Genomic DNA, 13,316 nt, shown 5'->3' with positions numbered 1-13,316 from the left:
AATGCTTAAAATAATAGACCGATATATCGTTAGAAAATACCTTGGAACATTCAGTTTCATGCTGATATTGCTGTCTATTGTTGTTTTGGTGATCGATGTTCAGCAGAAAATTCCAAGAATTGAAAATGCAACAGCATTAGACCCAAAACTTAACGTTACCTATTTCCTGATTCACTTTTATCCTTTCTGGATTGTGAATCTGGTGATGACGTTTCTTTCGATTCTCGTCTTTATTTCGGTGATTTATTTCACCTCAAGAATGGCAAACAATACCGAGATTGTTGCCGTCATCAGCAGTGGAGCGAGTTTTCACAGGTTTGCAAGACCGTATCTGCTTACGTCGTTGTTTATTGCTGTTTTATCGTTGGGAATCAATCACTTTCTGCTTCCGTGGGCGAATATTCAGAAAAACCAGCTTGAAGCCTATACTTACAATGCAACCAATAAAGAGAAAGTTTTAGGGACGGCTCCGGTTTCTGCGCAATTAAGCAAAACCGAATATATCTTTATCAATTCATGGAATAAAAAAGACAAAAGAGGTTCAGGATTCGTCTATCAGAAGTTTGATAAGGACAGAAGAATGGCGTACGAGCTGAAGGCTTCCGATGTTTCGTGGGATAAAGACAAAAAAGAATTTGTCCTGAATTCCTATACGGAAAAAACCATCAATAAAGACGATACAGAAAAGTTGTCCAGCGGTTTCGATCTGAAGAAAAAATACGGTCATGATCCGGAAGAACTTTTCCCAAATGAACTTTTAGGGCAGAATAAAACAACACCGGAACTGATAAAATTTATTAAAAGAGAAACCGAAAAGGGAAACAGCAACTTAAATGCGCACTTAAACGAGCTTCATCAGAGAACCTCAATGCCTTTTTCTATCGTTATTCTTACCTTTCTGGCGCTCTCACTTTCTTCGCAGAAAAAACGAGGCGGATTGGGGATTAACTTAGCTCTGGGTATTTCTTTAGCCTTTGTTTTCGTATTTTCCTTTGAGGCTTTAAAAGTGGTTTCGGAAAATAAAAGTATTTCGCCGGCTTTGGCGATGTGGCTTCCCAATATAATCTTTTTCCCGCTTGCTGCTTTTCTTTACATTAAAAGAGCCAATCAGTAAAGTAATTTTACCTCTTTGTGATAGAAAGACTGTAGTCCGTCATTTTCAAGATCAATCCAGAGTTCACCTTTTTCGTCAGCCTTTTTGATGATGCCATTTTGGCGCGTTTTTTCAATTTCGAAAACAGATATTTCGTCTTTGCGGAACAGGTTTGCATTGAAAAGCTTGAGAATTTCCTCTTCCGAAGGAATATTTTTCAGTTTTTCGGTTAAAAAATCATGAAGTTTTATCGTAAAATTATTCAGGTTAAAATTTCTTCCGGTCTGCGTTAAAAGCGATCCTGCATTGGAAATTTCAAATTTTTCCTGAAGAATATTAAATCCTGCTCCTACGATGAAATATTGATTATGATTAAATTTTTTCTTTTCAATAAGGATTCCGACGATTTTTTTACCTTTAAGAATCATATCGTTCGGCCATTTTATTTTCACGCCACAGTCAGTCAAATTGGCAAGGAAATCCCGTATTGCAATTGCGGTATAATAATTGAACATAAAATCCGAGACTGTAAAGTTTTCAGCCTTTACAGCAAGAGTATACGCCAAATTTTTTTCAGCCGTTGAAGACCATGTATTTCCGTACTGTCCGCGACCTTTCGTCTGATTGAATGTATGAACTGCAATAAAATCTGAATCTCCGTAAAGTAAAAACTTAGATATTTCGTCATTAGTAGAAGAACATTCTTTCAGATAAAACAGTGCACTCATTTAAGAAAACTTTAAGACTTTAAAAGGCTAAAAATAAGGCTAAAGTAAAAGAAAAACAATAAATTTGCAGATTATAGTATTTTTTAATGAATAAAACAGTAGAAAAACAAGCGCTAATAGATAAAATTGTAGAGGCTATCCAGGATGTAAAAGGTGAAGATATCATGATCTTTGATCTTTCCAATATCGAAAATTCAGTAGCAGAAACGTTCATCATTTGCAGCGGAAACTCAAATACGCAGGTTTCGGCGTTGGCGGGAAGTGTAGAGAAAAAAGTAAGAAACGACCTTAAAGACAGACCTTGGCACGTAGAAGGTACCGAAAATTCCATGTGGGTTTTGGTAGATTACGTTTCCGTGGTAGTCCACATTTTCCAGAAAGAAGTAAGAGAGTATTATGATATTGAAGAACTTTGGGGAGATGCTGTGATTACGAGAATCGAAAATTAATTATTAAATTTTAAAAAGTATAAATGAACAATAAAGGATTTAACTGGTTTTTTCCTATCATGATTGTAGCACTTGTGCTGTTCTTTGTTGCCAATTCTATGGGCGACAGCACAGGTAAGACAATTGATGAAGACGGTTTCTTCAGAGAAATGCAGGCAGGAAAAATCCAGAGAGTTTTAATTGACAAACAGGCTCAGAAAGCTGATGTATTTTTAACGCAGGCTGCCAAAACAGCTACCGTAAAAAAAGACGATAAATCTAATCCTTTTTCGGGGCTTATGATGGCTCCAAAGGCAGATTACTCGCTTAAATATGGAGATCTTAGACTTTTCCTTGAAAAATTTGATGCCATCAGAATGCAAAATCCGGCGATAAAAACGTCTAAAGATTATGCGGAAGGCGAAAGTCCGTTAACGAGCTTTTTAATTCAGGCTTTAATCTGGATTGCGATTTTAGGAATTTTCTATTTCCTTCTTTTCAGAAAAATGGGAAGCGGAGGCGGACCCGGCGGACAGATTTTCTCCATCGGAAAGTCTAAAGCGAAACTTTTTGACGAAAAAGAAAGAATTCAGGTAACATTTAAAGATGTTGCAGGTCTTGAAGGTGCTAAAGAAGAGGTTCAGGAAGTGGTGGATTTCCTTAAGAACTCAGAAAAATATACCAAACTGGGAGGTAAAATTCCGAAAGGGGTTCTTTTGGTGGGACCTCCGGGAACCGGTAAAACATTATTGGCAAAAGCAGTAGCCGGAGAGGCAAAAGTTCCTTTCTTCTCGCTTTCAGGTTCAGATTTTGTGGAAATGTTTGTCGGGGTAGGAGCTTCAAGAGTAAGAGATCTTTTTGCTCAGGCAAAAGCAAAATCTCCTGCGATTATCTTTATTGATGAGATCGATGCCATCGGACGTGCAAGAGGAAAAAATAATTTCTCAGGCGGAAACGACGAAAGAGAAAATACGCTGAACCAGCTTTTAACTGAAATGGATGGTTTCGGAACCGATACGAATGTTATCGTAATGGCTGCAACCAACAGAGCGGATATTCTGGATAAAGCTTTAATGAGAGCCGGACGTTTTGACCGTTCCATTTATGTAGATCTTCCGGAATTGCACGAAAGAAGACAGATTTTTGATGTTCATTTAAAGAAAATCAAACTTGATGATAATGTAGACCGCGAATTCCTGGCAAAACAAACACCGGGATTCAGTGGAGCGGATATTGCGAATGTTTGTAATGAAGCAGCATTAATTGCCGCAAGAAATAACCATACTTCGGTAACGAAACAGGATTTTCTTGATGCGGTTGACAGAATTATCGGGGGTCTTGAAAAGAAAAATAAAGCCATTAAACCTTCTGAAAAAAGAAGAGTTGCTTATCATGAAGCAGGGCACGCCACGATTTCATGGTTGGTAGAACACGCTTCACCGCTATTGAAAGTAACTATTGTTCCGAGAGGACGTTCTTTGGGAGCAGCTTGGTATCTTCCGGAAGAAAGACAGTTAACAACTACAGAACAAATGTTGGACGAAATGTGTGCAACATTGGGAGGTAGAGCTGCAGAGCAGGTGATATTCAATAATATTTCTACAGGAGCGCTTTCTGATCTTGAAAGTGTAACGAAAAGAGCTCAGGCAATGGTAACCATCTACGGTTTGAGTCCGAATATCGGGAATATCTCTTACTATGACAGTTCAGGGCAGTCTGAATATTCTTTCGGAAAACCTTATTCTGAAGAAACAGCGAAGAAAATTGATATTGAGATCAAAGGAATTATCGAAAATCAGTATGACAGAGCAGTTCAGATTTTAACTGAGAATAAAGACAAGCTTGATGCTTTGGCAAGTAAGCTGTTAGAAAAAGAAGTAATCTTCCGTGAAGATCTTGAAGAAATTTTCGGAAAAAGAGCATGGGATCCCGAATTAACAGAGAAACCTGTTACCAATACGATTCCGGATGGTAAAGAACCACAAGAACAGATTCTTGTTGAAGAGAAAGAAGGAGACAGCGAAATTCAGGCTCCTGAAAGCCCTACACAGCTTTAAAATTTCTTAGAATTTAAATAACACAAAACCTGACAGTTCCAAAATTGTCGGGTTTTTTTATATTTCTCGGTATGTTTTTGGATTTCTATATGATTAATTTATATTTTTGTATAAAGTTGACTAAAAATAGATCAAATTGAATTTATTTAAGAAGATTGTAAGCAAACTTACCAACCAGCCTGAGCAGGAAGAAAAGCAGAGTCTGGAAAAGTTAGGAGATTCCCTGAAAAATGCGGATCTCGACTATAAGTTTGCCCAACTGTTTACGCATTCCGGAGGTTTTTTTAACTACTGTGCTGATGAAGCGGAGGCGTTACAGACTTTGAACCAGATTATTAAAATTGAAGGAATTCACAATATATTCTGTTGGGATAAAGACCTTCAGAATTTCCTGAATGTGGTAAAGACACCGTATACTTCTGAACTTCAGAGTAATAACGATGCAAGTTTCATTACCTGCGAATATCTTATTGCGTACGACGGAAGAATTATGCTTTCTCACAATAATATCCTTCATTATCATTCTTCCAGACTGCCGGATAAAATTATCATTATGGCGAATATTTCACAGATTGTGAACAACCTGAATGATGCCATGGGAAAGATCAAAAGAAACGGAAATATCAAAAATCTTACTTCCATCAGCGGCGGACAGTCGAAAATGGATACTTCTTCCCATACCAACACAAAACTGTTTTTATTGTTGCTTGAAGATTAAGCATCAGATTTAAAATTTAACATCTTGGACAAAAATCTCATTCAAAGAACCTTATCAGGAATTGTTTACGTAGCAGTTATTATTCTTTGTACCACTCCGCTTGGAGCCCAGTTAATCAACAGTATTTCTCCGGATCTTGTAAAGCAGCAATATCTTTATTATGGATTAATTTCTCTTTTAATGGGAGTCGGTTCTTGGGAATGTTTTAAAATCATGAAATTCGGGAAAGGCTATGAACGATTTGTTGTTTTTCCTTTGGTGATTTTTATTTTTTATGTCTTCTCGAAAAGGTATTTCAATTTTGATTTCTTTTTTGATTTCAGACTGAGTGAAATCCTTGCAATGGTTCTTATCGTGATTGCTGCCGTTACGTTATTTAAATTCCCGAACGAATTATATTTTGACAGCGGAAAGCTTATTTTCACCGTAATTTATGTAGCGCTGCCTTTCAGCTTTGCTTTGGGACTTCCTAAATTTACAAGCTATGACGACAGTTTTTCTTTAGAAGTTCTGTTTCTGTTCATCCTGATCTGGAGCAGTGATACCTTTGCTTATTTAACCGGAAAATTCTTCGGAAAACATAAAATGGCGCCTAAAATTTCTCCTAAAAAAACATGGGAAGGTTATATTGGTGGTGTTGTTCTTACTTTAATCCTGTCTTACTTTGTAGAACATTATCATCCGGATCTTCGCGGAAACTGGATGGTGGTAGGTTTTCTGGTTGCTGCCTTCGCGCCGATCGGGGATTTGGTGGAAAGCCAACTGAAAAGAAATTTTGCCGTGAAAGACAGCGGAAACATCATTCCGGGACATGGAGGCGTATTAGACAGGCTGGATAGTTTTATTATTTGTGTTCCTGTCGTATATTTGTACTTTATTTTAGAAAAATTTATTTAATCTCATGAAATTACACAGAGAATCAAAAGGAACCATTACCGTTGCCACCATTCTGTTCATCATTTTGGGCGCATTGGCGATTTATTTTCTTGAAATGTGGTCGTTGGTGATCATTCTGCCATTACTGGTAATCTACAGTTTAGTATTTTGGTTCTTCAGAGTTCCGAATCGTGAAATTCTCGATCACAAAGAGAATGTAATTGCTCCGGTAGACGGAAAAGTGGTAATGATAAAAGAAGTAGAAGAGGATGAGTTTATCAAAGGAAAAGCCATTCAGGTTTCTATCTTTATGTCTCCGCTTAATGTACATATCTGCCGATATCCGGTTTCAGGAAACGTAATTTATAAGAAATACCATCCGGGAAAATATCTTGTGGCATGGCATGAAAAATCTTCTACGGAAAACGAGAGAACAACCGTTGCGGTGGAAAGTTTAACCAATCATAAAGTGGTTTTCAGACAGATTGCGGGATATGTGGCAAGAAGAATCGTTTTCTACTGTAATGAGGGCGATACGGCAAAAGCAGGACACGAGTTCGGTTTCATTAAGTTCGGTTCCAGAATGGACGTATTTCTTCCGTTAGATACAGAAATTGTATGTAAGATCGGGGACATTACGAAAGGAGGTCTTGATGTGATCGCCAGAATGAAGGAAGAATAGAATCTGATACAAAATTATTATAATACAGAGAGAGGTTTTTTAGCCTCTCTTTTTGTTTTTTTAAGAGTTTGCACAGTCTTTTATTACGCTTTACTACGCATACGTATAATTGAGTGGAGGTGTAGTGTGTAAAAGATCCTCTGATCTGCTAAATTTACCTTTAATTGACACCAGACAATTTACCAATAATTTCGATGTATTACTTTATTGGAATTTATTCTTCAATGTAAAAATCGGGGTTTTAAGATGTTTGGGTTGAAGGTAAAAATAGTTTATCAGGTTTTAGTATATTTGCAATATTGAATTTAAAGTACTAAACGATAAATTCAGTTCTAAAAAAACACACTCAATGATTTACAAATTTTTCTTCCATAAAGGAGAAAAAGTGGATAATTCTGAAAATGGTTATGATCAGTTAATTAATCGCTATTTACTTTTTCTTTTTTTTATATTTTTATTTTATTCTCTTTTTATAATTACTTTTTACAGGGATATTATTGCTTCTGTTTTTCTGATCATCATTACCTTGTTCTGGATATTGATGATCTCAATTGAAGATAAGGTAAAAAAGTCTCATAAGAATATCAAGATAACAGTTACCAGCATTCTTGTATTCCTTACTCTTATTGTAAGCTTTTTTAATATCTATACATCAAAAATGGCAGGGATAGAATATTTCTATTTCAGTATTCTGTTTGCCATACCTCTTTTCTTCAATTATCGTAAAGACAAGATTGAAATTTATTTTTTAGCTCTGTTCATCAGCTTTAATTTTATTATCTGTCTTTATTATGATTTTAGCTTTTTACCGAGAAGCAAATTTTTACAAAACAAAGATTACATTACCATAAAACTCATTAATATTTTATTTTCTATCGTTTCTTTTTTAATAGATATGGTATTTATAAGCCAGAAAGATGAACTTATCAACGGATTAATGAAAAACACAAAAATTAAGGATTCAACAATTGAAGACCTTATAAAAACCAATACTCAGCTCATGAAAAACCAGATGCTGGTGAATCATCTTACGGACGAAAATATTGAGGAAATATTCAGACTGGCAGAGAAAAATTCAGTTTTGTTTTTTGAGAGATTTCAAATCTTTTTTCCGGGTTTTATCCCCGCTATTTTAGAGATTAATCCTAACCTCATTCATTCTGAACTCTATTTTTGTGCATTAATGAAACTGGATTTTGATACGAAAAAGATTGCCCAGTGTACCAATAACAGCATAAGAGCCGTTGAAAGTAAAAAATACAGAATACGAAAAAAACTGAATATTCCTTCCGATATTAATATCAACAGCTTTCTTCTTAAAATATAAGACCATGCAGTTTTCAGATTTTTATCATCCGGAATTCTGAATTTGTGTTAAAATATTAATAATGTGTGAGTTTTACTACGCGTGAGTAATATTGCGTATCAAAAATTTTGTTACATCATTTTTACAGAGACTAATTTTGCAGAGATTATAATCTTTATTTAAAATTTTAATCTAAAAATAAAAAATGATGAATACAAAAATTACCAGATGTTTAGCAAGAACATTACTGATTGTTCTGTTCTTTGCTTTTGAAAATTTTTTTTCGCAGTACAACGGAGCAGTAGGGATTAATACTTCTTCGCCCAATACCAATTCTGTTCTGGACATTGTTTCAGGAAATAGCAATAAGGGAATTCTCATTCCGCGTCTTACAGAAACTCAGCGAAATGCCATAGTCATCAACTCGGCAAATGATGATGGTCTTACGGTTTACAATACCACAGAAGACTGCCTGAACTATTGGAGCCTTGCAGATAATGAATGGAAAAGCGTCTGCGGACAGATAGGAAAATCGGTTTTTACAATCGATTGTTCTAACACAAAAGCTGTGGGAAGTTACGTAAAAGGAAAAGAATTAACAACATCCAATTACCTTAGTGTGACGGTAAATGTTACTAAAATAGGAAATTATACGATTATGGGCACCACAACTAACGGTTACAATTTCTATGGAACAGGAGTTTTTTTGAACACAGGTATACAAACAATACAAATTCCGGGACAGGGAACTCCTGCCGCGATACAAACAGACACAGTACAGCTTTCTGCCAATGGAGTTGATGTTACGTGTACACCACCAGTTACGATTACTGTTCTAAGCCCTGCAGCAACCTATACAATGAGTTGTGGAAAAGCAATAGTAAATGGTGTATATAAAGTAGGAACACCTCTCACGGCTTCAAATACAATAACATTGCCTGTAAATGTTACTTCTCTGGGAAGTTACACGATTACCACTAATACAGTTGATGGAATTTCTTTTAGTGGTTCCGGAACTTTTACAGCAACTGGAAATCAAAACATTACTTTACAAGGAACGGGCACGCCTACTTCTACTTCGGTTAAAACAATTACCATAACTTCTGATAGCCAAGGTGGTGTATCTACAACATGTACGGTAAGTGTAGTTGTAGTTATTCCAATTAAAAGATTACTCGCAGTAGGAACGTCAGAAAATGTATATGGGTATAATTTTTCAGGAATAGCAGCATCTGGACGAATGATTTCTACAGCCTCAAATTTTGGGACTACAGCAACAAGTGTAGTAAAAGCAGAAGGGTTTACAAGAATTAATGGTGGAAATAGTCCTAGTATTGCTCAGTTACAAGGTTGGCTTTCTGGTTCAAGTCCTGTTGATATTATGGTTATAGGATATTCATGGGCACCTTCTGATGCTGAAGCAGATATTATTGCAGATTATTTGGTGAAAGGAGGAGTTGTTTTGGCATTCAGTGAATCCAATGCAGGTATGCAAAGACTTTTTAGGTATGTATTTAATGATAATACCATTACAACAGGTGGTGTAAATGCAGCAGGTGCTTTGTACAGACTTCCTGTAATTAATGATGAAATTATAAACGGACCTTTTGGTGATGCAAGAGGCAAGACTTGGGGAGAAGATGCTTCAGCAACTACTTATGCATCAGGTATTCCTTCCAGCGAAATAGATATATATTCTACAGATTCTGATTTATCACAGGCTTCACCTGGAGGTACAGCGGGAAGAGTCACTGCATTTAAGCATAAAACACTGAATTTCATGTGGATTGGTGATGGTGGTTTTAATTCAAATTGTGGTGCTTCTGATACTATTTGTCCTTTTGAAGTAAACGGAAGTAATTTACCGGTTGTTAAAACTTCTTATGGAAGAGGAGGAGATGCATTAGATCAGGATGTTTATAATTCAATTATCTCTGCGAATGCTTTTGCATGGGCAATAAAACAAGCTGAATTTAATGGGATAAATACACAATAAAGAATATAATAGTCACAATTATATAGTTTTTAAAGGTCGCTTCTGCATCGTTCATGTTGCAGAAGCTTTTGTTTTGTAGAAATAATAAGCTTAAATGAAGCCATAATTGGAAATTTGAAAACCTGACTCATAAAGATATTGGTTTTTAATCTTGCATTGAAACTGAATCCGTTTAACAAAAAAAGAGTATTCCTCAGGTTTTAACCCTTTCGAAATACTCTTTCTTAATTTTATTGTAAACAGAACTAATCGAAATTCTGCAGTTCTACAAGTTTGTGATAAACACCTTTTTTCGCGATAAGATCGTGATGCGTTCCCTGTTCTACAATATCCCCTTTTTCCATTACCACAATCCAGTCCGCTTTCTGAATGGTAGAAAGTCTGTGGGCAATAACCAAAGAGGTTCTGTTTTCCATCATCTTTTCCAGTGCATCCTGAACAAATCTTTCCGATTCGGTGTCCAAAGCAGAAGTCGCTTCATCCAGAATCATAATCGGTGGATTTTTCAGTACGGCTCTTGCAATGGAAACCCTTTGTTTCTGACCTCCTGAAAGCTTTCCTCCGTCATCTCCGATGTTAGAATCATATCCATCCGGAAGATTTGTGATAAAGTTATCTGCATTGGCAATTTTAGCTGCTGCAATTACCTCTTCTCTCGTCGCTTCAGGTTTCCCCATCAGAATATTATTGTACACCGTATCATTAAATAATACAGATTCCTGGGTAACCATCCCGAGAAGCTTACGGTATTCTTTTAACCTTAAATTTTTAATATTTACCCCGTCAATCAGAATTTCCCCTTCGGAAACATCATAAAATCTTGCCAGAAGATTCGCGATCGTTGTTTTTCCGCTTCCGCTTTGTCCGACAAGAGCTACCGTTTTTCCTTTTGGAATACTTAAAGAGAAATTTTTAAGAATGGCGTGTTCTTTATCATAATAAAAACCGATATTTTTAAATTCAATGGCTTTATTAAGCGTCGAAATACTTACAGGATCAGCAACTTCTTCAATTTTTACATCAGCTTCAAGAATTTCCAAAACCCTGTGCAAAGAAGCTTCTCCTTTCTGCACGTTAGAAATCGATTGCGATAAACTTTTTACCGGAGGTAAAATCTGGAAGAACATTCCTAAAAAAACCAAAAAATCCTGTGGCGCAATGCTGTGTTCCACAACAATCTGCTTTCCGCCATACCATGCAATGATTAAGAAGGTAACAGAGCCCAGAAATTCGCTGATTGGAGATGCCAGTTCTTTCTTTCTTCCCAATCGTATTGAGCTGTTGATCCATCTCTGCATAGAACCCATAAAGCGGTTATCCATGATCTTTTCTGCACTGAAAATCTTAATTACTTTTGAAGACTTTAAAGTTTCATCAACAATAGAAAATATCGTTCCCATTTCATTCTGCGCTTCGTGGGAATCTTTTTTAAGACTTTTCCCGATTAACGCGATTAAAGTTCCCATCACCGGTAAAACCAGAAGGGAGAAAAGTGTTAATTCAGAACTTAACAGAAACAAACTTATTAAAGTACTCACAAGCATAAACGGAGCGTTAATAAGCTCCACTAAACTTCCTAAAATACTGCCTTCCACTTCGCCTACGTCATTAGACATACGCGACATCATATCTCCTTTTCTGCTCTCTGTAAAAAATGAAACCGGCAAAGCTAAAACCTTACGGTACATTTCTCCGCGCAGATCTTTGGTAACGCCAACACGATAATTAATCAAAAGGAAAGATCCTAAATATCTGAAAAGATTTCTCAGCAAAAACATAAATGCCGTGATGACGCAGAGCCAAGCCAAAACATTCAGCGTACCATAATCATCCACCAAAGTCTGGATGTAGTAATTGGAGTAGTTTTTAAGATAAGGAAATAAATCTGTAAGGTTTCCGGAATAAACAGGCGGAGATTCAAAATCTTCTCTTTTAATAGTTCCGAAAAGCATTCCCAAAACAGGAAGAATGGTTCCTAAAGAAGCAATCTGAAATACAGAATATAATAAGTTGAAAAATAAACTTCCGAAAATGTATTTCTGGTGTGGTTTGGCGAATTTTAATATTTTTTTATATTCGTTCATTCAATGAAAAAATTGGATAGCAAAATTACGTAATTAAAATGATAAGACGTTTTTAATCGACTTTTACTTTATAATAAGTTGATGTACTACGTATTTTGTTACAGATTTTCGTGCAGATATTTCTCAGAAAAAACAAAGCCACCCGAAGAAAGGTGGCTTTAGATATCGAATTTTAAAATTTCACTTTATCGTTATACTTCGGTTCAAAATTCTTTGGCGAAAGTTTGTCTAAAGTCTTCCCGAAATTATTGATGATGGTGGTTAAATTCTCGAAATCCACCACATTTACATCATCGTTTTCATGATGATAATGCGTCGCTTTCGTCATATCAACCGTAGAAAAAGAATGCGCGATAATTTTTTTCTTAACGAAACTCACATTGTCTGATCGGTAGAAAAGCTGTTCCGAAGCGTAAGGATCAGGATTTATTTTTAAGCCGTTTGCCGCATTTTTATTGAACAGTTCATCAAGATCCGAAAATTCATCACCCGTCATAAACAAAGCGTTTTTTCCGAATGCAGATTCTGTTGCCACCATTTCAAAATTAAACAGCGCAGTCATTTTATCATAAATCGGATTTAAATTTTCGTCCTTTGAAATGGCTCTGGAACCCAACATTCCTTTTTCCTCTCCGTTAAATGCCATGAAAACCAAAGAAAACTCAGGTTTTTTATTTTTGAAATAATCTGCAATTCCTACCAGAGTGGTAATTCCGCTTGCATCATCATCTGCACCATTATAAATATTGTCTTGAGGATTGTTGCTGGTTCCGATATGATCAAAATGTCCGGAAAATCCTAAGAATTTTTCTGTTTTACCCTTTTTTACGCCGCATACATTATAAGCTGTTTTTCCCTTGTAGTCAAAAGGAACGAGATAAGAATTTCCGGTACAGAAATCTAAATTGTTTTCTTTAAAAAGTTTTGCGATATAATTGGCGGCGTTATCATTTTCAGCAGTTCCGATTTCTCTGCCTTTCATTTCATCGGAAGCCAGAGTTGCAAGCACAGTTTGCACTCTTTCTGTCGAAACTTCCTGCGCAAAAGAAAATATTGAAAAGAGCGAGAAAGTAAGATAAGTAAGTTTTTTCATTTTTAATAATTTATAAACAATCTGTCGCAATATAAACGGAAATGTTGCACGGAAAAATATATTCAGTTGAAAAATAATAGGAATACATCTCCTGGATCAGTCTCAAAAGTTGGGGAGGAATGTTAAGTAGTTTTATCTTTGTATAATGCTAAACGATCAAGAATTACTAAAGTTTTTGCTTCCTGAATTTTTAGTTGAACACTTTGATATCCTCAAAGCAGAAACTCATGATGCAGAACTTCATCTTTATTTTGA

11 protein-coding genes are annotated in these 13,316 nt (G+C 35.9%); 8 read left to right on the top strand and 3 right to left on the bottom strand.

Features of this window, described 5'->3' with window-relative positions; genetic code table 11:
- Position 1 precedes the first annotated feature (1 nt).
- The gene (locus H6W52_RS17625) at positions 2 to 1,114 is read left to right on the top strand and encodes an LptF/LptG family permease (RefSeq protein WP_116099425.1); all 1,113 of its coding nucleotides are present in this window, start codon (positions 2 to 4) and stop codon (positions 1,112 to 1,114) included.
- On the opposite strand, the gene H6W52_RS17620 is transcribed toward H6W52_RS17625, so the two are convergent.
- Positions 1,108 to 1,821, bottom strand: coding sequence for a biotin--[acetyl-CoA-carboxylase] ligase (locus tag H6W52_RS17620; protein ID WP_116099424.1), 714 nt, complete (start codon positions 1,819 to 1,821; stop codon positions 1,108 to 1,110). The two genes, H6W52_RS17625 and H6W52_RS17620, sit on opposite strands and share 7 nt — an antisense overlap.
- 86 nt (positions 1,822 to 1,907) lie before the next feature.
- Here H6W52_RS17620 and rsfS point away from each other — a divergent pair, with 86 nt between their 5' ends.
- From rsfS to H6W52_RS17585, 7 genes are all read left to right on the top strand, one after another.
- Positions 1,908 to 2,270: a ribosome silencing factor gene (rsfS, locus tag H6W52_RS17615; protein ID WP_087708630.1), complete on the top strand. Its 363-nt coding sequence runs from the start codon at positions 1,908 to 1,910 to the stop codon at positions 2,268 to 2,270.
- A 23-nt stretch (positions 2,271 to 2,293) separates the two neighbouring features.
- The gene (gene ftsH / locus H6W52_RS17610; protein ID WP_116099423.1) at positions 2,294 to 4,306 is read left to right on the top strand and encodes an ATP-dependent zinc metalloprotease FtsH; all 2,013 of its coding nucleotides are present in this window, start codon (positions 2,294 to 2,296) and stop codon (positions 4,304 to 4,306) included.
- 136 nt (positions 4,307 to 4,442) lie between these two features.
- Positions 4,443 to 5,024, top strand: a complete 582-nt coding sequence (locus H6W52_RS17605; protein WP_076391567.1) for an LUD domain-containing protein — start codon at positions 4,443 to 4,445, stop codon at positions 5,022 to 5,024.
- 24 nt (positions 5,025 to 5,048) lie between these two features.
- The gene (locus tag H6W52_RS17600) at positions 5,049 to 5,921 is read left to right on the top strand and encodes a phosphatidate cytidylyltransferase (protein ID WP_116099422.1); all 873 of its coding nucleotides are present in this window, start codon (positions 5,049 to 5,051) and stop codon (positions 5,919 to 5,921) included.
- A 4-nt stretch (positions 5,922 to 5,925) separates the two neighbouring features.
- A complete protein-coding gene (locus H6W52_RS17595; RefSeq protein ID WP_108409246.1) occupies positions 5,926 to 6,582 on the top strand; it encodes a phosphatidylserine decarboxylase family protein in 657 nt (218 codons plus the stop codon).
- Between the two features lie 349 nt (positions 6,583 to 6,931).
- On the top strand, positions 6,932 to 7,909 hold the full coding sequence (locus H6W52_RS17590; protein WP_116099421.1) for a helix-turn-helix transcriptional regulator: 978 nt from the start codon (positions 6,932 to 6,934) through the stop codon (positions 7,907 to 7,909).
- A gap of 184 nt (positions 7,910 to 8,093) precedes the next feature.
- Positions 8,094 to 9,884: a hypothetical protein gene (locus tag H6W52_RS17585; RefSeq protein WP_123892006.1), complete on the top strand. Its 1,791-nt coding sequence runs from the start codon at positions 8,094 to 8,096 to the stop codon at positions 9,882 to 9,884.
- Between the two features lie 245 nt (positions 9,885 to 10,129).
- Here the strand turns inward: H6W52_RS17585 and H6W52_RS17580 are convergent, their stop codons facing one another.
- Entirely contained in the window at positions 10,130 to 11,968 is a 1,839-nt protein-coding gene (locus tag H6W52_RS17580; RefSeq protein WP_116099419.1) for an ABC transporter ATP-binding protein, read from the bottom strand.
- 172 nt (positions 11,969 to 12,140) lie between these two features.
- Positions 12,141 to 13,061 (bottom strand): M28 family peptidase, encoded by a 921-nt coding sequence (locus H6W52_RS17575; RefSeq protein ID WP_116099418.1) that lies wholly within the window; start codon positions 13,059 to 13,061, stop codon positions 12,141 to 12,143.
- Positions 13,062 to 13,316 lie beyond the last annotated feature (255 nt).

Origin of the sequence: Chryseobacterium sp. C2(2020), from assembly GCF_014218915.1 — a bacterium.
GTDB classification, from domain to species: domain Bacteria; phylum Bacteroidota; class Bacteroidia; order Flavobacteriales; family Weeksellaceae; genus Chryseobacterium; species Chryseobacterium mucoviscidosis.
This window is presented reverse-complemented; position numbering and strand designations above follow the sequence as displayed.

Coding starts and splice junctions, on each gene's coding strand:
- ftsH (WP_116099423.1), top strand. CDS start 2,294: ATGAACAATAAAGGATTTAACTGGTTTTTTCCTATCATGATTGTAGCA.
- H6W52_RS17625 (WP_116099425.1), top strand. CDS start 2: ATGCTTAAAATAATAGACCGATATATCGTTAGAAAATACCTTGGAACA.
- H6W52_RS17575 (WP_116099418.1), bottom strand. CDS start 13,061: ATGAAAAAACTTACTTATCTTACTTTCTCGCTCTTTTCAATATTTTCT.
- H6W52_RS17620 (WP_116099424.1), bottom strand. CDS start 1,821: ATGAGTGCACTGTTTTATCTGAAAGAATGTTCTTCTACTAATGACGAA.
- H6W52_RS17585 (WP_123892006.1), top strand. CDS start 8,094: ATGATGAATACAAAAATTACCAGATGTTTAGCAAGAACATTACTGATT.
- H6W52_RS17595 (WP_108409246.1), top strand. CDS start 5,926: ATGAAATTACACAGAGAATCAAAAGGAACCATTACCGTTGCCACCATT.
- rsfS (WP_087708630.1), top strand. CDS start 1,908: ATGAATAAAACAGTAGAAAAACAAGCGCTAATAGATAAAATTGTAGAG.
- H6W52_RS17590 (WP_116099421.1), top strand. CDS start 6,932: ATGATTTACAAATTTTTCTTCCATAAAGGAGAAAAAGTGGATAATTCT.
- H6W52_RS17580 (WP_116099419.1), bottom strand. CDS start 11,968: ATGAACGAATATAAAAAAATATTAAAATTCGCCAAACCACACCAGAAA.